20 protein-coding genes are annotated in these 24,884 nt (G+C 71.4%); 13 read left to right on the top strand and 7 right to left on the bottom strand.

The features are described 5' to 3' along the window. The first annotated feature begins 234 nt into the window (after nucleotides 1-234). Nucleotides 235-1,410, top strand: coding sequence for a glycoside hydrolase family 5 protein (locus AB0E24_RS29305; RefSeq protein WP_359381438.1), 1,176 nt, complete (start codon nucleotides 235-237; stop codon nucleotides 1,408-1,410). After that, on the top strand, nucleotides 1,407-2,774 hold the full coding sequence (locus tag AB0E24_RS29300) for a glycoside hydrolase family 6 protein (RefSeq protein ID WP_093702503.1): 1,368 nt from the start codon (nucleotides 1,407-1,409) through the stop codon (nucleotides 2,772-2,774). Before AB0E24_RS29305 ends, AB0E24_RS29300 begins: the two co-directional genes overlap by 4 nt. A 198-nt stretch (nucleotides 2,775-2,972) precedes the next feature. Here AB0E24_RS29300 and AB0E24_RS29295 read toward each other — a convergent pair whose 3' ends face one another. Then, nucleotides 2,973-4,019 carry a LacI family DNA-binding transcriptional regulator gene (locus AB0E24_RS29295; protein ID WP_100807138.1) on the bottom strand — a complete coding sequence of 349 codons (1,047 nt, stop codon included), beginning with the start codon at nucleotides 4,017-4,019 and terminating at the stop codon, nucleotides 2,973-2,975. A gap of 284 nt (nucleotides 4,020-4,303) precedes the next feature. On the opposite strand from AB0E24_RS29295, the gene AB0E24_RS29290 reads away from it, so the two are divergent. The 5 genes from AB0E24_RS29290 to qcrB all read left to right on the top strand — a co-directional run bounded on the left by AB0E24_RS29290 (nucleotide 4,304) and on the right by qcrB (nucleotide 10,947). Then, nucleotides 4,304-5,638 carry an extracellular solute-binding protein gene (locus AB0E24_RS29290; protein ID WP_069863938.1) on the top strand — a complete coding sequence of 445 codons (1,335 nt, stop codon included), beginning with the start codon at nucleotides 4,304-4,306 and terminating at the stop codon, nucleotides 5,636-5,638. Nucleotides 5,639-5,645: 7 nt separating this feature from the next. Continuing rightward, entirely contained in the window at nucleotides 5,646-6,671 is a 1,026-nt protein-coding gene (locus AB0E24_RS29285; protein ID WP_069863936.1) for a carbohydrate ABC transporter permease, read from the top strand. Nucleotides 6,672-6,688: 17 nt separating this feature from the next. Further along, entirely contained in the window at nucleotides 6,689-7,603 is a 915-nt protein-coding gene (locus AB0E24_RS29280; RefSeq protein ID WP_087684217.1) for a carbohydrate ABC transporter permease, read from the top strand. A 75-nt stretch (nucleotides 7,604-7,678) separates the two neighbouring features. Next, nucleotides 7,679-9,085, top strand: a complete 1,407-nt coding sequence (locus tag AB0E24_RS29275; RefSeq protein WP_079257760.1) for a GH1 family beta-glucosidase — start codon at nucleotides 7,679-7,681, stop codon at nucleotides 9,083-9,085. 179 nt (nucleotides 9,086-9,264) lie between these two features. Beyond that, complete coding sequence (gene qcrB, locus AB0E24_RS29270) at nucleotides 9,265-10,947, top strand: cytochrome bc1 complex cytochrome b subunit (RefSeq protein ID WP_069863932.1); 1,683 nt, start codon at nucleotides 9,265-9,267, stop codon at nucleotides 10,945-10,947. Nucleotides 10,948-11,156: 209 nt separating this feature from the next. Here qcrB and AB0E24_RS29265 read toward each other — a convergent pair whose 3' ends face one another. From AB0E24_RS29265 to AB0E24_RS29255, 3 genes are all read right to left on the bottom strand, one after another. Beyond that, nucleotides 11,157-12,173: a chitinase gene (locus AB0E24_RS29265; RefSeq protein WP_231981441.1), complete on the bottom strand. Its 1,017-nt coding sequence runs from the start codon at nucleotides 12,171-12,173 to the stop codon at nucleotides 11,157-11,159. Between the two features lie 159 nt (nucleotides 12,174-12,332). Beyond that, a complete protein-coding gene (locus tag AB0E24_RS29260; RefSeq protein WP_093701705.1) occupies nucleotides 12,333-13,730 on the bottom strand; it encodes a sensor histidine kinase in 1,398 nt (465 codons plus the stop codon). Beyond that, nucleotides 13,727-14,440 (bottom strand): response regulator transcription factor, encoded by a 714-nt coding sequence (locus AB0E24_RS29255; protein ID WP_173963286.1) that lies wholly within the window; start codon nucleotides 14,438-14,440, stop codon nucleotides 13,727-13,729. Before AB0E24_RS29255 ends, AB0E24_RS29260 begins: the two co-directional genes overlap by 4 nt. 42 nt (nucleotides 14,441-14,482) lie before the next feature. Between AB0E24_RS29255 and AB0E24_RS29250 the strand changes: the two genes are divergently transcribed. Next, nucleotides 14,483-15,079, top strand: coding sequence for a hypothetical protein (locus tag AB0E24_RS29250; protein ID WP_359381428.1), 597 nt, complete (start codon nucleotides 14,483-14,485; stop codon nucleotides 15,077-15,079). 94 nt (nucleotides 15,080-15,173) lie between these two features. Here the strand turns inward: AB0E24_RS29250 and AB0E24_RS29245 are convergent, their stop codons facing one another. Continuing rightward, the gene (locus AB0E24_RS29245; RefSeq protein WP_069864189.1) at nucleotides 15,174-16,064 is read right to left on the bottom strand and encodes a spermidine synthase; all 891 of its coding nucleotides are present in this window, start codon (nucleotides 16,062-16,064) and stop codon (nucleotides 15,174-15,176) included. A 108-nt stretch (nucleotides 16,065-16,172) separates the two neighbouring features. Further along, the gene (locus AB0E24_RS29240) at nucleotides 16,173-16,691 is read right to left on the bottom strand and encodes a hypothetical protein (protein WP_359381425.1); all 519 of its coding nucleotides are present in this window, start codon (nucleotides 16,689-16,691) and stop codon (nucleotides 16,173-16,175) included. 186 nt (nucleotides 16,692-16,877) lie between these two features. Between AB0E24_RS29240 and AB0E24_RS29235 the strand changes: the two genes are divergently transcribed. Beyond that, nucleotides 16,878-18,299 (top strand): NsdA family TPR-like regulatory protein, encoded by a 1,422-nt coding sequence (locus tag AB0E24_RS29235; RefSeq protein WP_359381422.1) that lies wholly within the window; start codon nucleotides 16,878-16,880, stop codon nucleotides 18,297-18,299. Nucleotides 18,300-18,314: 15 nt separating this feature from the next. Here the strand turns inward: AB0E24_RS29235 and AB0E24_RS29230 are convergent, their stop codons facing one another. Then, entirely contained in the window at nucleotides 18,315-18,908 is a 594-nt protein-coding gene (locus AB0E24_RS29230) for a histidine phosphatase family protein (RefSeq protein ID WP_069863917.1), read from the bottom strand. Nucleotides 18,909-19,217: 309 nt separating this feature from the next. On the opposite strand from AB0E24_RS29230, the gene AB0E24_RS29225 reads away from it, so the two are divergent. The 4 genes from AB0E24_RS29225 to AB0E24_RS29210 are packed head-to-tail and all read left to right on the top strand — an operon-like array spanning nucleotide 19,218 to nucleotide 24,826. Beyond that, entirely contained in the window at nucleotides 19,218-20,237 is a 1,020-nt protein-coding gene (locus AB0E24_RS29225; RefSeq protein ID WP_359381419.1) for a phosphatase PAP2 family protein, read from the top strand. Continuing rightward, the gene (locus AB0E24_RS29220) at nucleotides 20,128-21,747 is read left to right on the top strand and encodes a hypothetical protein (protein WP_359381416.1); all 1,620 of its coding nucleotides are present in this window, start codon (nucleotides 20,128-20,130) and stop codon (nucleotides 21,745-21,747) included. Before AB0E24_RS29225 ends, AB0E24_RS29220 begins: the two co-directional genes overlap by 110 nt. Beyond that, nucleotides 21,738-23,444, top strand: coding sequence for a hypothetical protein (locus AB0E24_RS29215; RefSeq protein WP_359381414.1), 1,707 nt, complete (start codon nucleotides 21,738-21,740; stop codon nucleotides 23,442-23,444). Before AB0E24_RS29220 ends, AB0E24_RS29215 begins: the two co-directional genes overlap by 10 nt. After that, nucleotides 23,444-24,826, top strand: coding sequence for an AAA family ATPase (locus AB0E24_RS29210; protein ID WP_173963458.1), 1,383 nt, complete (start codon nucleotides 23,444-23,446; stop codon nucleotides 24,824-24,826). The genes AB0E24_RS29215 and AB0E24_RS29210 overlap by 1 nt, the downstream gene beginning before the upstream one ends. The last annotated feature ends 58 nt before the right edge of the window (nucleotides 24,827-24,884 follow it).

The following is a 24,884-nucleotide window of genomic DNA, read 5'->3' as shown; positions in this document are numbered from 1 at the left end:
CGTGCGGTGGTGGGGGATGTGCGAACCAGTGGGAGCGCTCCCAAGGTTCGTGTCAGCCTGAGGGAGTGTCAAGTCTTTGAACAACACCGGGTCGTCGGACACCTTCGACCGATAATTCGTGAACGAGGTCTGTTGACATGCGCCCGTCGAGCGCTACCGTCACCTCAACCAGTGGGAGCGGTTCCAGCAGTCTGCGCCGTATCGAACGGCGCTTGGACCTCGAGGAGTCGCTCCATGCGAGCACCCCCGCGCCTTTATGCCTTGGTGGCCGCCGCGGTGTTATCCGTGGCGGGCACCGCCTTGGTGCCCGCCGCCGCCTCGGCGGCGGGCGGCCCGGCCACGACCGCTTCGGCCGACGCGTCGGCACAGCCGTCAAAGCCGTTCCGCGCCAACGCCGCACCACCGGAGCTCCGCGCCTCGGGCAACAAGCTCGTCGACGAGAGCGGAGCCACCCGGCGGCTGCTGGGCGTCAACCGCTCCGGCGGTGAGTTCATGTGCGTCCAGGGGCGTGGCATCTTCGACGGCCCGGTGGACGACGCGTCCATCAAGGCCATCGCGGGCTGGAAGGCCAACGCGGTCCGGGTCCCGCTCAACGAGGAGTGCTGGCTGGGACTTTCCCATATCGACGCGGCCTACGGAGGGGCCAACTACATCGCGGCGGTCAAGGCACTCGTCGCCCGGCTGGAGGCCAATGGCATCACACCCATCGTCGAACTCCACTGGTCCCACGGCAGATACACCGGAGGGGACAGCCACTGCCCCGACACCGAGTACGCCACCTGCCAGAAGCCGATGCCGAACGCGCAGTACACCCCGGCGTTCTGGACCTCGGTCGCCCAGACCTTCAAAGGCGACCAGGCCGTGGTCTTCGATCTGTTCAACGAGCCGTTCCCGGACCGCGCCACCTCCGACCCGACGGCGGCGTGGACATGCTGGCGGGACGGCGGCGACTGCCCCGGAATCGACTTCCGGGTCGCCGGGACGCAGACCCTGCTGAACGCCGTACGGTCCACCGGCGCCAGGAATCTGGTCCTTATCCCGGGGGTCGCCTATTCCAACGATCTGCGCCAGTGGCTCACGTACCGGCCGGACGACCCGGCGGGCAACCTCGCCGCCGCCTGGCACACCTACAACTTCAACACCTGTTCCAGCGAGAGCTGTTTCGACGAACAGCTGGCCCCGGTCATCGCCCAGGTCCCGTTCGTGGCGGGGGAGATCGGCGAGAACACCTGCTCCCACGGCTATATCGACCGGGTCATGGCCTGGCTGGACGCCAAGGGCGCCTCGTATCTGGGGTGGACCTGGAACACCTGGGACTGCTCCTCGGGGCCGTCCCTGATCAGCGACTACAACGGCACGCCGACCAACTTCGGCGTGGGACTCCGCGATCACCTGAAGGGAATGCAATGAGCCGCAGAATCCGAATGGCGGGCACTCTGCTCGCCGCCTCCGCGCTGACCATGGGGGCGCTGACCGGCGTGGCGTCCGCCCAGGGGGACAGCGGCAGGGCGGCCGCCGCGAAGGTCGACAACCCCTACTCGGGCGCCAAGGTGTATGTGAACCCCGACTGGTCGGCGAAGGCCGCCGCCGAACCCGGCGGCAGCAAGATCTCCAACCAGCCGACCGGCATCTGGCTGGACCGGATCGCCGCGATCAACGGCACCGGCGGCGCGATGGGGCTGCGCGCCCACCTCGACCAGGCGCTCCAGCAGTCCGGCGGCAGCCCGACCGTCGTCCAGTTAGTGGTCTACGACCTGCCCGGCCGTGACTGCTCCGCACTGGCGTCCAACGGCGAGCTGGGCCCGACCGAGATCGACAAGTACAAGACGCAGTTCATCGACCCGATCGCGTCGATCCTCTCCGAGTCGAAGTACGCCAACTCCAATCTGCGGATCGTCACCACGATCGAGATCGACTCGCTGCCCAACCTGGTCACCAACACCGGCAGCCGCCCCACCGCGACCCCGCAGTGCGACACCATGAAGGCCAACGGCAACTATGTGAAGGGCGTCGGCTACGCCCTGAACAAGCTGGGTGCCATCGGCAACGTCTACAACTACGTGGACGCCGGCCACCACGGCTGGATCGGCTGGGACGACAACTTCAACCCGAGCGCCCAGGTGATCAAGGAGGCGGCGACGGCCGAGGGCAGCACGGTCGACAAGGTGGCCGGCATCATCGTCAACACGGCCAACTACAGCACGCTCAAGGAGAACAACTTCACCGTCAACGACTCGGTCAACGGCACCACCGTGCGCCAGTCGAAGTGGGTGGACTGGAACAAGTACGTGGACGAGCTCTCCTTCGCCCAGGCGTTCCGCCAGGAGCTGGTCAACGTCGGCTTCCCGAGCAACATCGGCGCGCTGATCGACACCTCCCGCAACGGCTGGGGCGGCTCGGCCCGGCCCAGCGGCCCCGGTGCGAAGACGGACGTCGACACCTACGTCAACGGCGGGCGCTACGACCGCCGCATCCACATCGGCAACTGGTGCAACCAGGCCGGCGCCGGGCTCGGTGAGCGGCCCAAGGCGGCACCCGCCTCCGGGATCGACGCGTATGTGTGGATGAAGCCCCCGGGCGAGTCCGACGGGTCGAGCTCCGAGATCCCGAACGACGAGGGCAAGGGCTTCGACCGGATGTGCGACCCGACGTACACCGGCAACCCGCGCAACGGCAACAACCCGTCGGGCGCGCTGGCGAACGCTCCGGTGTCGGGCCACTGGTTCTCGGCCCAGTTCCAGGAGCTGCTGAAGAACGCCTACCCGGCGCTGTAACCGCACGACCCGTCCCCTGAAATCCGGGGCCGGTGGACGCCTTCCTCCGCGTCCACCGGCCCCTTCTTCACGGGGCTCGGCTCTCCTCCGGCCACCGCCGGGAGGTGCCCCCGCCGGGGCGCCTCGGCCCTCCCCCGGCCACTGCCGGGAGGTGTTCCGGCCGGAAGGCCCCGACACCCCGGGGCGCAAGCCGTATCCTCAGGACGACTCCCGCCGCACCAGCTGGGTGGGAAGCACCACCTGCGGCCGTTTGGAGGTGCGGTCCGACAGCCCCTCGATCTCCTCCAGCAGCACCCGCACCATCGCCCGGCCCATCTCCTCCGTGGCCTGGCGGACGCTGGTGAGCGGAGGGTCCATATGGCGGGCGACGGCCGAGTCCTCGAAGCCGACCATCGCGACATCGTCCGGGACGCCGCGCCCGTGCTCGCGCAGCACCTGGCGGGCGCCCGCGGCCATCACATCCGAGGCGGCGAAGATCGCGTCCAGGTCCGGGCGCTGGTCGAGCAGCCGGCGCATCGCGCTGCGGCCGCCCTCCTCGGTGAAGTCCGCGGAGGCCACCAGCCCGGGATCCACCTCCCGGCCCGCCGCCCGGACCGCGGCGCTGTAGCCCTCCAGGCGGCACTGCGCGACATACATGTCCAGCGGGCCGGTGATGGTGGCGACCGTCGAGCGGCCGCGGCCGATGAGGTGCTCCACGGCGGACTGGGCGCCCCCGGTGTTGTCCGAGTCGACGTATGGAACCGTTTCATGCGCCGAGCGGCGCCCGCTGAGCACCGCGGGCATCTCGATCTGCTCCAGCAGATCCGGAAGCGGATCATCCGCATGCACGGAGACCAGCAGCACCCCGTCGACCCGGTGCGCGGAGAGATAGTCCGCGAGCCGCTGCCGTTCCTTGGGGGTGCGGATGAGGGTCAGCAGCAGCTGGAGATCGGTGTCGGCGAGCTCGGCGCCGACACCGCGGATGATGTCGGAGAAGTACGGCTCGGCGAAGAGCCGGGTCTCGGGCTCGGGTATGACCAGGGCGACGGCGTCGGCGCGGTTGGCGGCGAGCGCGCGGGCCACCCGGTTCGGCACATAGCCGAGCTCGGCGACGGCCTGCTCCACGGCCGTGCGGGTGCGGTCGCTGACCCGGGGCGAACCGTTGATCACCCGGGAGACGGTGCCACGGCCGACTCCGGCGCGGGCCGCCACTTCCTCGAGGGTCGGCCGTCCCCGCCCCGCGCCATGCCGCCGCGTTCCTGCCATATCGCGCCTCCAGCCGTCCGTACCCAGCAGCAACCCCCCAAATGGGCGGCTGCGGGGACATTCAACAGCAGTGTCGTTTCGGGAACTGGTTTCGCGTACTCCCTTGACACCCCAGCGGAGAGCCGCGACCCTTCAACACATCACAGCTGGGAGCGCTCCCACCGTACCTGAGCCATAAAGCCATACATAACCCGCACGATACCCGCCCGGCTCGATGCATCTTAAAGAGTCGCAAATCACCACCTTTCGGCCGGAGCCGTAGGGCGGGGCGCTAGGAGGACGGAATGCGCAGGAGCACTGGTAGTCACCGCGGCAGAGCCGTGGTCCTCGCGGCCGTCGCCGCTCTAGGAGCCGGACTGCTCAGCGGCTGCGCCGACGACGGCGACGACGGATCCGCCGGCTCGTCCGGCGGCGGTGACAGCAAGGGCAAGACGGTCGTGACGGTCGGCACGTACGGCGTCATGGGTTTCAAGCAGGCCGGGCTCTATGACGAGTACACGAAGCTGCACCCCAATATCAAGATCGAAGAAAATGTGATCGACCCGGCGTCGAACTACTACCCGCAGCTGCTGACCCACCTCGGCTCGGGCAGCGGGCTCGCCGACATCCAGGCGGTCGAGGTCGGCAACATCAATGAGGTCACCACCACCCAGGCCGACAAGTTCGTTGATCTTTCGAAGGCGGACGGCGTCAAAAAGGAAAACTTCCTCGACTGGAAGTGGGCGCAGGCCACCGCCAAGGACGGAAAGACGATCGGCCTCGGCACGGACGTGGGCCCGATGGCGATCTGCTACCGCAAGGACCTCTTCCAGCAGGCCGGGCTCCCGACCGACCGCGCCGCGGTCTCCAAGCTCTGGGCGGGCGACTGGCAGAAGTACCTCAACGCCGGCAAGGACTTCGCGAAGAAGGCGCCGGGCGGAGCCGCGTTCCTGGACTCGGCCGGCGGACTGTTCAACGCGGCGGTCTCCGGCGGTTCCGAGGTCTACTACGACAAGAGCGGGAAGCCCATCTACAAGGACAACCCGGCCGTCAAGAAGGCGTGGAAGCTGGCGACCGACGCGTCCGCGTCCAAGCTCTCCGCCGGGCTCCAGGAGTTCACCAAGCCCTGGCAGCAGGCGCTCGCCAACGGCAAGTTCGCCACCGCCTCCTGCCCGGCCTGGATGCTCGGCCAGATCAAGGAGTACGCCGGGGACAAGTACAGCGGCAAGTGGGACGTCGCCGCCGCCCCCAAGCCCGCCAACTGGGGCGGCTCCTTCCTCTCCGTGCCGCAGGCGGCGAAGAACAAGGACGAGGCGGTCAAGCTGGCCACTTGGCTGACCGCGCCCGAGCAGCAGGCCAAGCTCTTCGAGAAGCAGGCGAGCTTCCCCAGCGCCCAGGCCGCGTACGACCTGCCCCAGGTGGCCGACGCCAAGCTCCCGTACTTCAACAACGCGCCCATCGGCAAGATCTTCTCCGAGGCCGCGAAGGACAGCCCGACGCAGGTCCTGGGCCCGAAGGACGCCGTCATCAAGCAGAACTTCGTCGATGTCGGCCTGCTCCAGGTCGACCAGCAGGGCAAGTCCGCCGCCGAGGGCTGGAAGGCCGCGATCAAGACGAACGACAACGCGCTGGATCAGTGACCCGGATATGACAGCAACCTCCGGTTTTACCCCTGATACGGCCGCGCCCCCCGCAGGGCAGGGGGGCGCGGCCCCGCGCGCCGCGACCGCGCAGGCGCCCGACCCGGCCGAGCAGCGGCGTCGCGACCGGCGCAGCCGCCGCTACCGCTGGGATGTGCGATGGAGCCCGTACGCCTTCGTCGCCCCCTTCTTCATCTTCTTCGCCGCCTTCGGCCTCTTTCCCCTGCTCTACACGGGGTGGGCCTCGCTGCACCAGGTGGAGCTCACCGACCCCACCCATATGGAGTGGGCGGGATGGCACAACTTCTCCAGGCTGTGGGAAGACGAGTTCTTCTGGAAGGCGCTGCGGAACACCTTCACCATCGGGGTGATCTCCACCGTTCCCCAGCTGATGATGGCTCTCGGGATCGCGCATCTGCTCAACTACCGGCTGCGCGCCTCGATGTTCTTCCGGGTGGCGATCCTCACCCCGTACGCCACCTCCGTCGCTGCCGCCACGCTGGTGTTCGCGCTGCTCTTCGGGCGTGACTACGGCATGGTCAACTGGTCGCTGGGGCTGGTCGGGCTGGACGGCATCGACTGGCAGAACGGCAGCTGGACCTCGCAGATCGCGGTCTCCACGATCGTCATCTGGCGGTGGACCGGCTACAACGCGCTGATCTACCTGGCCGCCATGCAGGCCGTGCCGAACGATCTGTACGAGTCGGCGGCGCTGGACGGGGCCTCGCGCTGGAAGCAGTTCCTGCATGTCACCGTCCCGTCGCTGCGGCCCACCATCCTCTTCACGGTCGTCGTCTCCACGATCGGGGCCACCCAGCTCTTCGGTGAGCCGCTGCTGTTCAACACCGCGGGGACGGCCACCGGCGGCGCCGATCACCAGTACCAGACGCTCGGCCTGTACATGTACGAACAGGGCTGGGTGAATCTGCACCTCGGCCGGGCCTCCGCCATCGCCTGGACGATGTTCCTGATCCTGCTGCTGATCGCCGCGGCCAACGCGCTGTTCGCGCGACGGCTGCGAAAGAGCCAGTGAGGGAGACGAGGAGAACCATGAGCATCACTGTCTCTTCCCGGCGGACACGCGATCCGGCGGCTCCCGTGCGCACCGCTCCACACGGTGGAAAGGGCCGCGGCCGAGCGGGCAGGCAGCTGCACGGGGGCAAGATCACCTACGCCGTGCTGATCCTGTTCACCGTCGGCTCGCTCTTCCCGCTGGTGTGGACGGCCATCGCCGCCTCCCGCACCAACACCAGGCTGGCCCAGACACCTCCTCCCCTGTGGTTCGGCGGCAACCTCTTCAACAATCTGGACAAGGCGTGGAACGGCGCCCACATGGGCACCGCGCTGCTCAACACGACGGTGGTGGCGGGCACGGTCGCGGCGTCGACCGTGCTGTTCTCGACCATCGCCGGCTTCGCCTTCGCCAAGCTGCGCTTCCGCTTCAAGAACATCCTGCTGATGCTCACCATCGGGACGATGATGGTGCCGCCCCAGCTCAGCGTGGTGCCGCTGTACATGATGGTGGCCAAGCTGGAGTGGACCGACCAGCTCCAGGCGGTCATCGTGCCGACGCTCGTCAGCGCCTTCGGGGTCTTCTTCATGCGGCAGTACCTCTCCCAGGCGCTGCCGACCGAGCTGATCGAGGCGGCGCGGATGGACGGCGCGAGCAGCCTGCGGATCATCTGGCATGTCGTCTTCCCGGCGGCGCGTCCGGCGATGGCGGTGCTGGGGATGCTCACCTTCGTCCAATCCTGGAACGACTTCTTCTGGCCGTTCATCGCGCTCACGCAGAACGGCAACCCGACCATGCAGGTGGCATTGACCGGTCTCAGCCGTGGATACACCCCGGATCAGTCACTGATCATGGCGGGGGCGCTGCTGGGCACCCTGCCGCTGCTGATCGCCTTCGTACTCTTCGGCAAGCAGATTGTGGGGGGCATCATGCAGGGCGCGGTCAAGGGCTGAGCCGCCCGCGACCACCAGTCCGTCCTCCCTCCCCGTTTCCCCTCCTCCCCCACGACCTCGAATGGGAGCGCTTCCATGTCTCTTACCTTCCCGCCCGGATTCCTGTGGGGCGCTGCCTCGGCCGCCTATCAGGTCGAGGGGGCCGCCCAGGAGGACGGCCGCACTCCATCCATCTGGGACACCTTCAGCCATACGCCAGGCAGGGTGCTCGCCGGTGATACCGGCGATGTGGCCGTCGACCACTACCACCGCTTCCGCGAGGACGTCCGGCTCATGGCGGAGCTGAACCTGGGGGCGTACCGCTTCTCGGTGTCCTGGTCACGGGTGCAGCCCACCGGCCGGGGACCGGCCGTGCAGCGCGGGCTCGACTTCTACCGCTCGCTGGTGGACGAGCTGCTGGGCGCGGGCATCCAGCCGGTGCTCACCCTCTACCACTGGGACCTCCCCCAGGAGCTGGAGAACGCGGGCGGCTGGCCGGAGCGCGAGACCGCCGAGCGATTCGCCGAGTACGCGGGCATCGTGGCGGGGGCGCTCGGCGACCGCGTCGAGTTCTGGACCACCCTCAACGAGCCGTGGTGCAGCGCCTTCCTGGGCTATGGCTCGGGGGTGCACGCCCCGGGCCGCACCGAGCGGCTGGCCCCGCTGCGCGCCGCCCACCATCTGAACCTCGCCCATGGCCTCGGCGCCCAGGCGCTGCGCGCCGCGCTCCCCGCCCGCGCCCAGCTCGCCATCAGCCTCAACCCGGCCGTGGTCCGGCCGCTCACCGACAAGCCCGAGGACCTGGACGCCCAGCGGCGTATCGACGCGCTGGCCAATCGCGTCTTCACCGGTCCGCTGCTGCGCGGTGCGTACCCCAGCGACCTGATCAAGGACACCGCCTCGATCACCGACTGGTCGTTCGTCCGCGACGGCGATCTGGCCGTCATCAAGCACCCCCTGGACGCGCTGGGCATCAACTACTACACACCGTCATTGGTATCAGCAGGCACCGACAGCGCCGACTCGCCCGCCCGTCACGACGGCCACGGCGCCAGCGCCCACTCCCCCTGGCCCGGCTCGGAGCAGGTGGCCTTCCACCAGACCGCGGGCGAGCGCACCGAGATGGGCTGGACGATCGACCCGACCGGACTGCACGACCTGCTGATGCGCTACAGCCGTGAGGCCCCGGGCGTACCGCTGTACATCACCGAGAACGGCGCCGCGTTCGACGACAAGCCGGACGCGGAGGGCGCGGTCCACGACCCGCGGCGGGTCGACTACCTCCGGGACCATCTGGCCGTCGCCCACCAGGCCATCGCGGACGGCGCCGATCTGCGCGGCTATTTCCTGTGGTCGCTGATGGACAACTTCGAATGGGCGTACGGCTACAGCAAGCGCTTCGGCGCGGTCTACGTCGACTACCCGACGCAGACCCGGGTGCCGAAGTCCAGTGCCCGCTGGTACGCCCAGGTGGCTCGCACCGGAGAGCTCCCCTCGGCGTAACGGGACCCACGTCCGCGGCGCCGCCCGCTGGGGGGCGGGCGGCGCCGCGGACGGCAGTGGATACGCGGGCACGGGCGCAACCGGGCGGACGCCTTCTTCCTTCAAAGGGATTACACCCTGATCCACCCGGCGGAAGGGCGCCGTCACCGCGGGGGAATGCCTGGTAAACCCATAGAGACATGAGAGCATTTCCGGAGCGCCGGCAGAGGTTCCGCGATGAGGGATCCGGTCGGCGCGCGCCCGCCGGAAAAGGCGAGGCCCTCGCCGGCTGGTTCGACGGCCGGGTGGGCCTGTTCAAGATGGCCAAGGCCAATCTGCGCAAGGTCTTCCCCGACCACTGGTCCTTCCTGATCGGTGAGATCGCCCTCTATACATTTGTCATCATCATTCTGACCGGCGTCTATCTGACCCTGTTCTTCAAACCGGCGATGAACGAGGTGGTCTACAACGGCCGGTGGACACCGCTGAACGGCATCCGCATGTCGCAGGCGTACGAGTCCACGCTGAACATCAGCTTCGATGTGCGCGGCGGACTGCTGATGCGGCAGGTCCACCACTGGGCGGCGATCGTCTTCATCGCCAGCATGCTCGCCCATATGATGCGGACGTTCTTCAACGGCGTCTTCCGCAAACCCCGCGAGATCAACTGGCTCTCCGGCGCCGGTCTGCTGATTCTGGGGATGTTCGACGGATTCATGGGCTATTCACTGCCCGACGATCTGCTGTCCGGCACCGGTCTGCGCTTCATGGAAGGCGCGATCCTGTCGATTCCGATCGTCGGCACCTATCTGTCGTTCTTCTTCTTCGGCGGCCAATTCCCGGGAGAGTCGATCGTGCCACGGCTGTTCACCGTGCATGTACTGCTGATTCCGGGCATCATGCTCGGGCTGCTGGCGCTCCATATGATCCTGCTCGTCTACCACAAGCACACCCATCACCCGGGGCCCGGCAAGAAGAACATGAATATCGTGGGGCCGCCCCTGTGGCCGATCTATGTGGCCAAGTCCGGCGGTTTCTTCTTCCTGGTCTTCGGCGTCACGACTTTGATGTCGGCCATCGCCCAGATCAATCCGGTGTGGGCCTATGGCCCCTACCGGCCCGACCAGGTCTCCACCGACGCCCAGCCGGACTGGTACATGGGCTATTCCGAAGGGCTGATCCGGCTGATGCCGGGCTGGGAGATCAACCTCTGGGGCCACACCCTGGTGCTCGGGGTGCTGATCCCGTTCCTGGTCTTCCCCACGGTGCTGCTGGTCATCTGGCTCTATCCGTTCCTGGAGGCGTGGATCACCGGGGACCACCGCGAGCACCATCTGAACCAGCGCCCGCGCAACGCCCCGACCCGCACCGCCTTCGGCGCCGCCTGGGCCGCCCTCTACGCGGTGCTGCTGGCGGGCGGCGGCAATGACCTCATCGCGACCCACTTCCATCTGTCGATCAACGCGATCACCTGGGCCGCCCGGATCGGCTTCTTCGTGGTGCCGGTCGTGGTCTTCATCATCACCAAGCGGGTCTGTCTCGGCCTCCAGCGCAAGGACCGGGAGAGACTGCTGCACGGCCGCGAGACCGGCATCATCCAGCGGCTGCCGCACGGCGAGTACCTCGAAGTGCATGAGCCGCTGACACCGGCGGAGAAGTACACGCTGAGCGCGTACGAGCAGTACGAGCCGCTGGAGCTGCCGCCATCGGTCGACGAGGCCGGGGTCGTCCGCAAGATCCCCTTCAAGGACCGGCTGCGCGTCTCGCTGTCCCGGAGCTACTTCGGCCTCAACGGCCAGATCGCCAAGCCCACGAAGGAGCAGGTGGCGGAGCACGAGGAGCATGAGGAGGCGGAGCGGGCCGAGGAACCCCAGCGGCCTTAGGGGTCCTTGCACTATGAGCGCCCGATGGCCATGGGGCGACGGAAACGGCGGGGCGCGGCGGTGGGGGATTCCGTCCGCGCCCCGCCGTGTGGGGGGTGCCGTGGGGGGTGGGTGATGTGGGGCTTTATGCGGCCGACGGGCGGTGTGGGGCCGCCCCGATGTCAGCCGTCGCTGCTGTCAGCTATTGCGGCTGTCAGCTGTAGCGGCTGTCAGCTGTTGTAGGCGGCGAACGCCTTGGCGAAGGCGAACTCCTCCTGGTCGATCGAGCTGCACGTCGGCGACGCGGTGTCCTGCGGGCTCGGGCACTGCTTGTCGCGGGTCGCGGACCACATCGACAGCCACGCCAGCCCCTTGGACTTGGCGAACTCCACCAGCTGGGAGGCGTCGTCGACCTTGAATATCTCGTTCTTGACGTCATTGACGCCGATCATCGGGGTGACCGCGACGGCCTTCCACGCCTCGTCGTCGCTCAGCCCGAGGGCCTCCTTGATCTGGCCCTGGGTCGCGGTGGCGGCGTCGATGGCGTACTGGCCCATGTCGCCGTCGAAGGAGGCGCCGTAGTCCATCGCCATGATGTTGACGGAGGAGACCTTCACCCCGTTCTTCTTGGCGTCGGCGACGAGGTCCACACCGTCCTGGGTGAGACCGGTCGGGAGCACCGGCAGGGTGAAGGAGACGTCCAGGTCCGAATGCTGCTCCTGGAGCTTGGCGATGGCCTGGGCGCGGCGGGTGTTGGCCTCCTTGTTCGGAAGCGCGCTGCCCTCGATGTCGAAGTCCACCTTGGTGAGCTTGAGGGCGTCCACGACCTTGCCGTAGGCCGCGGCGAGCTCGTCGGCCGAGGTGCAGGCCAGACCCAGTTCGGAGCCGGAGGCACCGCCGAAGGAGACCCGGACGTCACCGCCGGCCGCCCGCAGCTTCTCGGTCTGGTTGGCCACCTCGTTGTCGCCGACCTCGGTGACGCCGCCCCACTTGGGGGTACAGCCGCCACCGGAGGTGATGAAGGCGAGGTTGAACTGCTTGACGCCGGTCTTCTCGGCGGCGCCCACCATGTCGTAGGCGGGGTAGAGCGAGGTGTCGATGTACGGGGCGAAGCCGCCGGCCGCCGCCGCGGCGGGCTTCTCGGAGACGGTTCCCGCGTTCGCCGCCCCGCTGAGCGCGAACGCCGTGCCACCGGCCAGGACGGCGGCGGCGGTCACGCCGATCACCTTGGTGGTCCGGTTTGTCATGCGACGGTGCGTACTGCTCATCAGGTGCCTGCCTTCGCTGTACGGATGTGGGGGGAGATGGTGCGGGCGACACGCTAGCGAGGGGAAGTCGGACAAACGGCAGGATCCGTGCACCGGCCACGGATCTTATGGCTGCCTTAAGGAACCCATCGGCGGCGATTAATGCTCCGCGGGCTCCCTAGTACGGCCACGGGTCCTCTTCTTACGGCCGCGCCGCCGCTGCCCCGGGCCGGCGAGGCCGCCGCCGTTCAGCGAGAGCCACACCCGTACCTCGGTGCCGCCCAGCACCGACCGTCCGATCCGCAGATCGCCGCCCGTGGACTCCGCGACCCGGCGCACGATGTCCAGCCCGAGGCCGGTCGAGCCGGGGCCGCCGTCGCCGTGGCCGCGGCGGAGCGCCGCGTCCGGGTCGGCGATCCCGGGGCCCGCGTCGGAGACCAGGATGATCACTGAATTGCTGGCGTCCCCACCATCGTGGACGTCCACCGCGAACGCGGTGCCCTCGGGCGTGTGCCGGAAGACATTGCCGAGCAGGGCGTCCAGGGCCGCGCCGAGTTCGGGGCGGGCGACCGGCACCCGTACGGTCCGGTCGACCCCGGCCAGCCGCACCGTACGGTCCTCGTCCTCGGCGAGCGCGGACCAGAACTCCATCCGCTCCCGGATCACCTCGGAGGCGTCACAGCCGGAGGGGGTGTGCGTCTTCTGCTGGCGCGCGGTGCGGATGATCTGGTCGACCTCGCGCTCCAGCTTGGCCACGGCGGCGCGGGTCTGCTCGGCCGCGGGTCCCTCGCCCAGCGAGGCGGCGTTGAGCCGCAGCACGGTGAGCGGGGTACGCAGCCGGTGGGAGAGGTCGGCGGCCAGCTCACGCTCGCTGGCCAGCAGTTGGACCACCTGGTCGGCCATGGAGTTGAACGCGGTGGCGGCCGCCCGGAGTTCGGCCGGGCCGTCCTCCGGGACGCGCACCCCGAGCTCGCCCCGGCCCAGGTCGTGGGCGGCCTCGGCGAGCTGCCCGGCCGGGCGCACCAGCCGGGTGCCGAGCCGGTCGGCGATGGCGACCGCGCCCACGATCAGCGCGAGGCCCACGCCCGCCAGCACCAGCCAGGACGTGGTCACCCCGCTGGTGACCAGGGCACGCGGCACATACACCTCCACGACCGCGACCTGACCGCTGCTCAGCGCGGTCGGCTGGAGCAGTGCGTAGCCCCCGGGGGCATCGGACACCGAGGCGCGGCCGAGCCGCCGCGCGGTGGTCAGCTCGCCCTTGGGCGCACGGCTCTTGCCGAGGTCGTAGCCGCTGCCCGGCTCGCCCGGATCATCCGGGACATGCACCGCCATCCGGCCGTCCCCGCCCGCCTGGGTGCTGGCGACCGCGCGCTGGAGCCGCGCCCGCTCGGTGGTGATGGCGAGCGCCGGGCCGATGGTGGCGGCCTGCCGCTCGGCGTCGGCGAACGCCCGGTCCCGGGCCAGCTCCTTGACGACGAGGCCGAGCGGGACGGCGAAGGCCACCACGACCATCGCGGTGACGGCCAGGCAGACCTTGACCAGGGCCCATCTCACGTGTGCTCCGCCGGTGGCTCCAGTTTGACGCCGACCCCGCGCAGCGTGTGGAGGTAGCGCGGCCGGGCGGCGGTCTCGCCCAGCTTGCGGCGCAGCCATGACAAATGGACGTCTATGGTCTGGTCGTCCCCGTACGCCTGGCGCCAGACCTCGGCGAGGAGCTCCCTGCGCGGTACGACGACACCGGGCCGCCCGGCGAGATAGGCCAGCAGATCGAACTCGCGCCGGGTCAGATCGAGCGTCACCCCGTCCAACTGGGCCTGGCGGCGCAGTGGATCGACGGCCAGCCCACCGACCCGGAGCACCGTGGGGAGCGCCGCCGCACCGCCCGGCTCCCCCGCCCCGCCGCCGCGCGCACGGCGCAGCACCGCGGTCATCCGGGCCGAGAGATGGGCCACGGAGAACGGTTTGACCAGGTAGTCGTCGGCGCCGTCGTTGAGCAGCCGGACGATCTCGGCCTCGTCGTCACGGGCGGTGGCCACGATGACCGGCACATCGGTGATGCCCCGCAGCATCTTGAGCGCCTCCGCCCCGTCCAGATCGGGGAGGCCGAGGTCCAGGATGACGACGTCGAACCCGATCTGCGCCACCTCGCGCAATGCCTCCAGGGCGGTGCCGACGCTGCGCACGGTATAGGACGCCTCGGTCAACTGCCGTATGAGGGCTGAGCGTACGAACTGGTCGTCCTCGACCACGAGCACACTTGCCATGACCGGCACCGTACGCCATTCGGGTGAGGCAAGATGAGGAAGATGCAAAGAGGTCTGGTCCAATGTCTGGCGTGGGTGCTGGCGACCGGCGCCGCGGTCACGCTGTCGTGGTACGGCGTGCGGACAGTGCTGACCGGTACGGCCTACGATCCGCCGCGGGCGCTGCCGATCACGGACGGCTCCCGCTCGGCGAGCGGGGCCTGGTCCTCCTCGACGCATCGGCCCAAACCCCCTTCGCCCGCCGCGACTTCACCGTCCGCCCCGTCTTCGCCTTCGCGCCCCGGGTCGGACAACGAGGGAGCCGAGGGAGCCGAGGGAGCCGATGGAGACGGGAAGACGGGGTCCGGTTCGGCCGGGGGCACCCGGAAGCCGACCCAGGCACCGACCCGGCGGGAGTCGGCGCGGCCGGAGGAGAGCGGCGAGGTCCGCAGCTATCCGGCCAAGGGCGGCCGGGCGGTCTTCGACATCCGGGCGGCATCGGCGGAGCTGGTATCGGCCACACCGGACGGCGGATGGCAGATGCAGGTGTGGAAGCAGAGCGAGTGGATCCGGGTGGACTTCGTCTCCGGGGCCGACACCACCACGATCTTCTGCACCTGGCACGACGGCCCGCCCAAGGTCCGCATCGACGAGCACTGAGCGCTCCGCGCACCTCCGCTCGGCACCCTCCGGTCCGCTCCGCTCCGTTCCGGTCCGCCTCAGGTCGAGTCAGGTCAGGTCAGGTCGAGTCAGGTCAGGTGAAGACGGCGGGCGGCGGGGCCGGGGAGGGAGCGGCGGTCGCGTCGGTGACCGGGGCCGCGCCACCGGTGAAGTCCGTGAGCGCACGGCCGTGTTCCACCCGGGCGGGGTACGGATCGCCCGCGGCGCGCCGGGTGAGCTCGGCCAACGGCAGTTCGCGGTCGGCGGCAAGCAGCACGGCGTTGCCGAAGCGGCGGCCGCGCAACAGGGCGGGGTCGGCGGTCAGACACACCTCGGCGAACACGGCGCGGGCGGTGGCGATCTGGGCCTTGAGATGGGCCAGCGGCGGGCCGTCGGCGAGATTCGCGGCGTAGAACCCATCCGGGCGCAGGGCGCGCCGCACCTCGGCGAGGAACTCCACACTGGTGAGATGGGCGGGGGTGCGGGCCCCGCTGAAGACATCCGCGACGATCAGATCCGCCCAGCCGTCGGGCACCTTGGCGAGCCCCGTCCGCGCGTCCGCGCCGCGCACCCGTATCCGGTCGCCGGGGTCCAGCGGCAGCTCACGCCGGACGAACTGGACGAGCGGGGCGTCGATCTCGATGATCTGCTGGGTGGAACGGGGGCGGCCGGCCGCGATATAGCGGGCGAGTGTGAAGGCGCCGCCGCCCAGATGGACCGCGTGCAGCGGGCGGCCGGGAGGGGCGGCGAGATCGGCGATATGGCCGAATCTGCGCTGGTACTCGAAGTCGAGATGGGCGGGGTCGTCGAGATCGACATGCGACTGCGGCTTGCCGTCGAGCAGCAGCGTCCAGCCGCGGGGCCGGTCCCGGTCCGGCACGAGCTCGGCGAGCCCCCCGTCGACGGATGCGGTGGCCGGCTCGGGGCCGCGTCCCCGTGCCGCTCCGCGTCCGCGCGCGGCTCGCTTGTTCGTGCCTTTCGCCATGTGTCCCAGTATGCGGCGCACCACTGACAGCGGGTCGCCGGTGTGGAGGACGCGGCTGGTCACCGCCGATGGCCGGTGCTCATCACCGACGGCGGCGGTCACCCGGGTTCACTGGCAGCGGTCGACGGCCTCGATCGTGCGGGCCGCCTCGCCGAGCGCCGCCCGGAGTTCGGCGGGGTCGGTGGCGACCGTGTACGCCGCGTCGGGCGGCACCAGCCAGCCCGTGCCGGTGCCCGGCGGCGCCTCGACCCCGGCCGCCGCGGCCGCTAAGTCGCCGGGTGCGGGGGCTTCGGCCGGGGGGTCTCCGGCTTCGGCGGGGGCGCCGGTGCCGGAGCCGGTATTTATCCGGATCCCGCGCCCGGAGGTCTGGGTGCACGCCGAGCCCGGCAGGTCCCAGCCGTCCGCCGTACCGGGCGGGACCAGGAAGCCGAGGGTGTCGCAGGCGTTGTCGTGCAGGACGGGACCGAGGCCGTCGCACGCACGACGCAGGATGTCCACCGCCTCCAGCCCCTGCCGGGCGGGCACGGTGACGAGATCGCAGTCCTGGCGCTGAGCGTGCTGGGGGTGCTGGGGGTGCTGGGTAGTCGTCCGTGAGCGGCTGATATCCACTCCGGCCTCCCTCTTCATCGGGTCGCACCCGGTTCAACGCGCGGCGGTGTCAACGGCTACGGCCGAATGCCGCCGTAAAGGATGGCAGTTCATGGCAGATCATGGGAGGGATGTAACGTTTGCCGGAAATCTCCGAGTGTCGCCGATCCCATGGCCGGTACGGTTCTCCCCCGCCCACCTGGCATCACCAAGGGAGAGGCTCAGATGGCGCCGCTTCCAGAGCCCTCGCCGCCCCGGCCGAACACCGCGTTCCGCCGGCTGCGCGGACAGCTCTCGCCCTCCGAGTTCGCGGCGTCCGTACGCCGTGCGGCCCGTGAGATCGGCGAGCAGGTCTCCTGCGACGCCCGCTATATCGGCCGCGTCGAGTCAGGGGCGATCCGCTGCCCCAACTACGCCTACGAGCGCGTGTTCCGCCATATGTTCCCCGGCCGCACCCTTACGGATCTCGGCTTCGCCTCCCGGGAGTCGGTGCGCGGCCATGGAGCCCGCGGCCCCGTGTGCCCTTCCGCCCCCTTCGTCCCTGTCCCCGTACCCGGCCCGCGGCTCGGGGCCCCCGAGCCCGAGGGCGAGGGGACCGTCGACATCTTCGAGGAGAGCGAACTCCTACGGCGCTCGTTCGTGGCCGGTGGGGCGGCGGCCGCCGCCGTGGCCGCCGCTCCCCGGGCTGGGACGCCGCCTCAGCGGACGGGGCGGCGAGTGGGCGAGGCCGAGGCCGCCGCCGTGGAGGAGGCCGTACGGCGGATCCGGGTGCTGGACGACCGGCACGGCGCCGACCCCCTCTACGCGCACACCGCCAAACCGCTGAGCGCCGCCTACGCACTGCTCGACGCGGGCGGCTACAGCCGCTCGATCGCCGAGCGGCTCTGCACGGGCGCCGGTGAACTGGCCATCTCGGTGGGCTGGCTGGCCCATGACTCCGGACGGCTGTCCGACGCGCGGTCCCACTACGCCGAGGCCCTGGCCACCGCACGCGTCTCCGGTGACGCCGCCCTGGAGGCACACGCGTTCTGCAACACCGCCTTCCTCGCCCGCGACGCCGGACGCCCCCGCGAGGCCGTACGGGCGGCACAGGCGGCCCAGCGGGTCGCCGAGCGGCTCGCCTCACCACGGCTGCTGTCGCTGCTCGCGCTGCGCGAGGCCGGGGGGCTCGCCTGGCTGACCGACCGGGGCGGCTGTGAGCGGGCGCTGCTGCGCGCCCGGACGCTGTTCGGGCGCGGGCCCTGCGACGCCGACCCCGAGTGGATGAGCTTCTTCGGCGAGGCCGAGTTGGAGGGGCTGGAGGCGCAGTGCTGGTCGGCGCTCGGCGATTGGCAGCGCGCCGTGGAGCACGCACGGCGCGCGGTCGCCCTCCAGAACCCCCACTTCACCCGCAATATCGCGCTGTTCACCACGGAGCTGGCGAGCGATCTGGTGGCCGGGGGCGCGCCGGACGCGGCCGCCGCCGCCGCGGGCCGGGCGCTGAGCCTGCTGGACCAGGTCAAGTCGTCGCGGATCCGCCGGATGCTCGACGACACGGCCCGGATACTGCGTCCTTACGGTCGCGATGAATCGGTCGCGGACTTCCTCGCCCGCCATGAGGCGGCCGTCGCCCGTCCCGAGGCGGCCGGCCGCACCAGCCCGGTCTGACGCCGGTCCGGGTTCTCAGGCGAGATGGCCGGTGTCGTTCCAGCGCTCGATGGCGGGTTCGCCGTAGGCCCAGCCGAGCACCGACAGGGACGTCGGATCGAGCCGGATGCGGGCGGCGAAGGAGGCGTCGTAGCCGAGCCAGCGGGCGCCCAGCGTCCGCAGGATGTGGCCGTGCGCGAAGACCAGCACATCGCGGTCGGCCGAGCGCGCCCACTCCACGACCTCGTCCGCCCGTGCCTCGATCGAGGCGATCGGCTCGCCCTCGGGCACCCCGTCGCGCCAGATCAGCCAGTCGGGCCGGATGGCCTTGATCTCGGCGGGGGTCATCCCCTCGTACGCGCCGTAGTCCCACTCCAGGAGCGCGTCCCACTCCCGTGCGCGGTCGCCGAAGCCCGCCAGGTCACAGGTCTCCTTCGCCCGCGACAGCGGGCTGGTGCACACCTCGGTGTCCGGGAGGCCCGCCCAGGGGCCGTGGTGCAGCCGCTCGCCGAGCAGCTTGGCGCCGCGCCGCCCCTCGTCCAGCAACGGGATGTCCGTACGGCCGGTGTGCTTCCCGGAGAGCGACCACCGCGTCTGTCCGTGCCGGGCCAGGAGGATGCGTGGTGCCATGGGGTACTGCCTTCTTTCAGCGGTTTCGCACCGCCGCCCCGCCGTGCGCCATTACACGCCGCTGCCTGCGGTTTCATGCACTTCGCGGGACCGGCACATGGCCGGTCGCCATCCCCCCATCATCGCGCACGTGATCGGCGGGCAACCTCCGGGTCGCTCCTGGCGTCTTCCAGGCTGCGCGCGAGTCCGCCGGGGGGGTCCCGGAGCGGGCGCGCACGCGGACGGGGGCGGTGCGTGGGTCGCTTCGCCTACACCGTACGGTTGACCGCGCGCCTTTTTGTGGCCGCCTGATCTTTGGAGAGCGTCCGAATGCCCCATACCGTGCCCCGTGCCGGAGCAGCACAGGGCAGTCGGCCCCGTTGGTGGACCGAACTGCCGCTCATAGCGGTGGTGTACGCCGCGTACTCGGCCGGTCGGCTGCTCGCTCGCGGCGATGTGTCCACCGCCGTCGATCACGGTCTGGCGATCCTCCATTTCGAACAGCGGCTGAACATCGACTTCGAGTCGCCGCTGAACGACATCTTCACGGCCCACGCGGCGATAGGCATACCCGCGGACTTCGCCTACGCCTCACTGCACTACGTCCTGACCCCGGCGATCCTGATGTGGCTGTGGAAGCGCCGGAAGGCATCGGACTACCGCTTTCTGCGCACCTGGCTGCTGGTCTCCACGATCATCGGACTCATCGGCTTCACGCTGCTCCCGACCTGCCCGCCGCGCCTTCTGGAGGCGAGCCACGGCTTTGTCGACACCATGGCGCAATACGGCTCGTACGGCTGGTGGGGCGGCGACGCCAGCGCTCCGCGCGGGCTCGGCGGGCTGACCAACCAGTACGCGGCGATGCCCAGCCTCCATGTGGGATGGGCGCTGTGGTGCGGGATCGCCCTGTGGCGGCACGGACGCTCGGTGTGGGCCAAGATCGGCGCGGTCGGCTATCCGCTGGCGATCACGATCGTGGTCATGGGCACCGCCAACCACTACTTCCTGGACGCCGCCGCAGGCGCCGCCGCCATGGGGCTCGGGGCGCTGCTGACCGGCCCGGCGCTGCGGCTCGCCGACACGGTGCGCACCCGCCTGCGCCCGGCCCGCGAGACGGCCACCGCCGCCCGAACCGCCGGTGTGCCCGCGAATGTCGGTGACAAGTGCGAGACTTCGGCGCGTGAACGGGAACGGATCCCCCGGCAGCAGGGCGGGGGCGCGGACAGGCGACGCAAGGACGGTGCCGCGGACGACGGCGGCCGGGGAGCCGGTGCCGGCGGCCGGAGCACCACGGCCACGGGCGGCACGGCCCCCGCGGCAGGCGACGGGGCTGCGGCAGCGGCTCGCTGAGCTGCGCGGCCCGGCCACCACTCCCCGTCCGTTGGACGCCCGTGCGCTGGCGGCGCTGGCCGCCAACCCGGGCTGCCGCCGCCGCGCGCTGCTGGACGGGGCCGGGGTCGACAAGGGCGCGCTCGCGCAGGCGTTGGGGGCTCCCGCGAACTTCGGGCAGTCGCAGTTCGCGCATCAGCGCGGCAACTCCTTCGAGGCCCGGGTCAAGGCGGACGGCGGCGCGGATCTGGTGCGGCTGCTGCACGAGCGGCTGCGCGACGGCACGGAGCCGCCGGGCCCCGGCGCCGTGGCGACCCCCGATCTGACCGCGCCCGGCCCACAGGGCCGCACGGCCCGTACGGCGCTCGCGCTGCGCGAGGCCACGGAGGCGGGGCGCTGGGCGCTGCTGGACCATCCGATGGTGAGCCTGGACGTCGCGGGCTCGCCCGCCTTCCTGGAGCCGGACGCGGTGGTGGTCCACCCCGACGGATCGTGGACGGTCGTCGAGATCAAGTCCTTCCCCATGGTGGACGGCTCCGCCGACCCGGCCAAGGTGGGCGCGGCCGCCCGGCAGTCGGCGGTCTACGCCCTGGCGCTGGAGCGGGTGGCGTCAATGATCGGCGAACCGCCGGAGGACGGCGACGACGCGGCGATGACTCCGAGCGCGGCGGGCCCGGCGAACACGGCCGGGGCGGCGGGGGCGGCGAGCCCGGCGGGGGCGGCGGAGGCGGCAGGCCCGGTGGTCCCGGCGGACGCGGCGGGGGCGGCGGGCGCGGTGGTCCCGGCGGGGGCGGCGGGCGCGGTGGTCCCGGCGGAAGCGACGGCCCTGGCCGGGACGGCGAAGGCAGCAGGCCCGGCGGACGCGGCAGACCCGGCGGACGCGGCAGGCCCGGTGGTCCCTGCGCCCCCGGCGGACGCGGCGGAGGCGGTAACCCCGGTTGAGGCGGCAGACCCGGCTGGAGCCACAGCCCTGGAGGGTCCGGCCGCCTCGGCGGGCCCGGCCCCTGCGCGGGGCCGGGTGCGTCATCAGGTGCTGCTCGTATGCCCCAAGGACTTCTCCAACCTGCCGACCGCCGAAATGGTCGACGTGCGCAAGCAGCTGGCGGTCACTCGGCGGCAGCTGGACCGGCTGACCCGGATCGAGGAGATCGCCGCCGCGCTCCCCGAGGGCACCACCTTCGACCTCCGGCTCACCGACGACGGCCGGACCCCGACCCGGCCGCTGGAGGAGCTGACGGCCGCCGTGGACGCGGTGGACGCGGCGTACGCCCCGGAGTGCCTGTCCGCGTGTGAGCTGGCCGCCCACTGCCGGACGCGGTCCCGTGGGGCGGGCCTGGTCGAGGCGCTCGGCCGTGGTGTCCGGGGCGAGCTGGGCGGGCTCACCACCGTGGACGCCGTCCTTACGGCCGCCATGGAGCGCCCCGCCGACGACGCCCCCACCGGCGACCCCGCCGTGGACGCCCTGCGCCGCGCGGCGGCCCTGCGTGCCGAGGCGCTGGCGTCCCGCCCCGAGGCGGTGCCATGTCGCTGATCACCACCCTGGCCCGGATGGAGGCGGTCCGGGAGGGGCGGGCCCAGCCCCTGACCACCGTGCGCCACCGCCATCTGTCGGAGCGCCCGCTGGCGTTCGTCCCGCTCACCACCGCCGGTGAGGCGGGCGCGCCGCTCGGGGCGATGGTGGGCACCGACCGGGACGCGCCGCGGCTGCTGATCGTGGCCCAGCCGCGCGACCGCGATCTGCGGTTCGCGTTCCTCGCCGAGCTCGCCGAGGAGATCCAGCCGTATCTGGACTCGTACGCGGACGGGATCGAGCTGGAGGAGCGCAAGGAGACGGATCCGGAGACCGGTAAGAAGGTGCCGGTCCAGGTCGAGCTCTGTGAGGACGCGCCGCAGCTGCTGGTGCCGAGCGCCGCGGGCGTGGCGTTCGTCCGGCTGCTGGGCCGCTCGATGCGGTTCCGGCGGACCGCCGAGCAGGACCCGGAGACGCCTTTCCCCGCGCCCGCGCGGGTGCCGCTGCTCGGCCGCTGGCTGACCCACTACGGGGAGCGGTCGCGGGTGCCCGGCTCATGTCTGCTGCTGTCGCTCACCGAGCTGCTGAGCCGGCACTGGGCGACCGGGCAGAGCAATCTGGAGGATCAGCACCTGGGCTCGCTGCTGGCCTGGATCGACCCCCCGGAGGGCGTACCGGGTGCGGAGGCGGCGCTGCGGGCGGAGTCGGAGCGGGACGCGCACAACCAGTTGCGCTGCCCGCCCGCCGGTCCGGCCACCGACCCCGCCTTCGACAACAAGCTGCTGGCACCGGCGATGTCCCGCTACGACGCGGCGCGTGCCGAGGTGTCACAGGGCGTGGCCGGGGGCGAGGCGCGGCTGCGGCTCGCCGAGGCGGAGCTGCGCCGGCTGCTGGCGTCACAGCTGCGGCCCACCTGGGACGCGCTGTGGCGCGGGGTGGACCTGCTGCGCTCCCTCCCGGAGGGCGCGCGGGTGGCGGACCGCTGGAGGCGCGACCGCTGGTCCTACACCGGCCACCGGGACCGGGTCAGGGCCGGGGAGCCGCCGCAGCCCAAGCGGGACGACGCGGTGACGGCCGCGCAGAAGCTGGCCGCGCGCGAGACCGCGCAGGCCCAGCTGGACGCCCATGAGGCGCTGGACGATCCGCTGGTCATGGCGGGGCGGCGGCTGGCCGGAGAGGCGTTCGCGGGCGAGGTGATCGATGTGGAGATGGCCTGGTCGGACGCGAAGGTGCCGCGTCCGCGCCCGCTGGTCACGGTCCGCACCGAGGACCGTCCGCACTTGGCCGAGCGGGTCAAACTGCACCGGGTCGTGGCCGACGGCAAGGCGCAGAGCGGGGAGTTCGCCGGTTTCGCGGACATGGACGGGGCTGACGGAGCCGACGAGTCCGGTGAGAGCGACGGGAGCGGCGCAGCCGATGGCGCGGACACTTCGGACGATACGGGTGCTTCGGGCGCCGAGGACGGCCCCGGCGGTGCGGCCCGTGCGCTGGTGGTGCGGCTGACCGGCGGAATGGGCCGGGGCAAGCAGCCCGAGCCGGGCACGGTGCCCGGGAAGGGCGACCGGGTGTGCTGGACGCTGTTCGAGCATGCCCCGCGCGGCGGCCCGGAGCTGCCCGACCCGGAGAGCACGCCATGGACCCACGGCGGCCCGCCGGACGCCGCCGCCCCGGCCCAGGGCCCTGAGCCCGACCCGATGACCGAGGAGGACTATCTGTGATCGGCGCGGACCCGGCCGCCGCCGCGGCCCACACGGGCCGTGCCCGCGCGGGCGAGCCGTTCGACCCCTCGGCCGCGGCGGCGCGCGCGACCGAGGCGATCCTGCGGGACACACTGCACGGGGCGGACCGCGGCGTCGTGGTGGACTCCCCGCCCGGTGCGGGCAAGTCGACGCTGGTGGTGCGCGCGGCGCGGGAGCTGGCCGCCGCCGGGCGGCCGCTGATGGTGGTCGCGCAGACCAACGCCCAGGTGGACGACCTGGTGGACCGGCTGGCCACGGCGGATCCCGACCTTCCGGTGGGGCGGCTGCACAGCAGCGATCCCCATCCGTACGACCCGGTGCTCGACGGGCATGCGGCGGTCCGCGCCTCCGCGAAGATCGCCGACCTGGCCGGGCTCGACATCGTCGTCTCCACGGCCGCGAAGTGGGCGCACATCAAGAACGTCGAGCCGTGGCGGCACGCGATCGTGGACGAGGCGTACCAGATGCGCTCCGACGCGCTGCTGGCGGTCGCCGGGCTGTTCGAGCGGGCGCTGTTCGTGGGCGACCCGGGGCAGCTGGACCCGTTCAGCGTGGTGGGCGCCGACCAGTGGGCGGGGCTTTCGTACGATCCGTCGGCGAGCGCGGTCACCACTCTGCTCGCGCACAATCCGCGGCTTCCGCAGCACCGGCTGCCGGTGTCCTGGCGGCTGCCGGCCTCGGCGGCGCCGCTGGTCTCGGACGCGTTCTATCCGTACACGCCGTTCCGCAGCGGCACCGGCCACGGCGAGCGGCGGCTGAGCTTCGGGGTGGCCTCGGACGGCTCGGGGCCGGACCGGGTGCTGGACGAGGCCGCCGCGTCCGGCTGGGGGCTGCTGGAGCTGCCCGCCCGGCGCACTCCGCGCACCGACCCGGAGGCGGTCGCGGCCGTGGCGCAGGTGGTGCGGCGGCTGCTGGACCGGGGCGCGGTGGCGGTCAGCGAGCGGTCCGAAGAGCCGCTGCCGGTCGCGGCGGACCGGATCGCGGTGGGCACGGCACACCGGGACCAGGCGGCCGCGGTCCGGGCCGCGCTGACGGGGCTCGGGGTCTCCGGCGTCACCGTCGACACCGCCAACCGCCTCCAAGGGCGTGAGTTCGATGTCACGGTCGTTCTGCATCCGCTGTCGGGGCGGCCGGACGCCACGGCCTTCCATCTGGAGACCGGGCGGCTGTGCGTGCTGACGTCGCGGCACCGGCAGGCGTGTGTGGTGGTGTGCCGGGCGGGCGTGACCGAGCTGCTGGACGAGCATCCGTCCACGGAGCCGGTGCAGTTGGGCGTGACGGTGAAGTTCCCGGACGGATGGGAGGCGAATCACGCCGTGCTGGCGCATCTGGCCGAGCACCGCGTGGCATGGCGGCCGTAAGGGCGTGAGGCGCGACTCCGGCGGCGTGAGGACGGCGCGTCCGCGGCGGGCGTACGGT

Source organism: Streptomyces malaysiensis subsp. malaysiensis (assembly GCF_040653035.1).
GTDB lineage: Bacteria > Actinomycetota > Actinomycetes > Streptomycetales > Streptomycetaceae > Streptomyces > Streptomyces malaysiensis.
The sequence above is the reverse complement of the archived record's forward strand: the minus strand, read 5'-3'. Positions and strand labels throughout refer to the sequence as shown.

Excerpts from the sequence above, each read along its gene's own strand:
- AB0E24_RS29305 (WP_359381438.1), top strand. The coding sequence starts at position 235 with ATGCGAGCACCCCCGCGCCTTTATGCCTTGGTGGCCGCCGCGGTGTTA.
- AB0E24_RS29300 (WP_093702503.1), top strand. The coding sequence starts at position 1,407 with ATGAGCCGCAGAATCCGAATGGCGGGCACTCTGCTCGCCGCCTCCGCG.
- AB0E24_RS29295 (WP_100807138.1), bottom strand. The coding sequence starts at position 4,019 with ATGGCAGGAACGCGGCGGCATGGCGCGGGGCGGGGACGGCCGACCCTC.
- AB0E24_RS29290 (WP_069863938.1), top strand. The coding sequence starts at position 4,304 with ATGCGCAGGAGCACTGGTAGTCACCGCGGCAGAGCCGTGGTCCTCGCG.
- AB0E24_RS29285 (WP_069863936.1), top strand. The coding sequence starts at position 5,646 with ATGACAGCAACCTCCGGTTTTACCCCTGATACGGCCGCGCCCCCCGCA.
- AB0E24_RS29280 (WP_087684217.1), top strand. The coding sequence starts at position 6,689 with ATGAGCATCACTGTCTCTTCCCGGCGGACACGCGATCCGGCGGCTCCC.
- AB0E24_RS29275 (WP_079257760.1), top strand. The coding sequence starts at position 7,679 with ATGTCTCTTACCTTCCCGCCCGGATTCCTGTGGGGCGCTGCCTCGGCC.
- qcrB (WP_069863932.1), top strand. The coding sequence starts at position 9,265 with ATGAGAGCATTTCCGGAGCGCCGGCAGAGGTTCCGCGATGAGGGATCC.
- AB0E24_RS29265 (WP_231981441.1), bottom strand. The coding sequence starts at position 12,173 with ATGACAAACCGGACCACCAAGGTGATCGGCGTGACCGCCGCCGCCGTC.
- AB0E24_RS29255 (WP_173963286.1), bottom strand. The coding sequence starts at position 14,440 with ATGGCAAGTGTGCTCGTGGTCGAGGACGACCAGTTCGTACGCTCAGCC.
- AB0E24_RS29250 (WP_359381428.1), top strand. The coding sequence starts at position 14,483 with ATGCAAAGAGGTCTGGTCCAATGTCTGGCGTGGGTGCTGGCGACCGGC.
- AB0E24_RS29245 (WP_069864189.1), bottom strand. The coding sequence starts at position 16,064 with ATGGCGAAAGGCACGAACAAGCGAGCCGCGCGCGGACGCGGAGCGGCA.
- AB0E24_RS29240 (WP_359381425.1), bottom strand. The coding sequence starts at position 16,691 with ATGAAGAGGGAGGCCGGAGTGGATATCAGCCGCTCACGGACGACTACC.
- AB0E24_RS29235 (WP_359381422.1), top strand. The coding sequence starts at position 16,878 with ATGGCGCCGCTTCCAGAGCCCTCGCCGCCCCGGCCGAACACCGCGTTC.
- AB0E24_RS29230 (WP_069863917.1), bottom strand. The coding sequence starts at position 18,908 with ATGGCACCACGCATCCTCCTGGCCCGGCACGGACAGACGCGGTGGTCG.
- AB0E24_RS29225 (WP_359381419.1), top strand. The coding sequence starts at position 19,218 with ATGCCCCATACCGTGCCCCGTGCCGGAGCAGCACAGGGCAGTCGGCCC.
- AB0E24_RS29215 (WP_359381414.1), top strand. The coding sequence starts at position 21,738 with ATGTCGCTGATCACCACCCTGGCCCGGATGGAGGCGGTCCGGGAGGGG.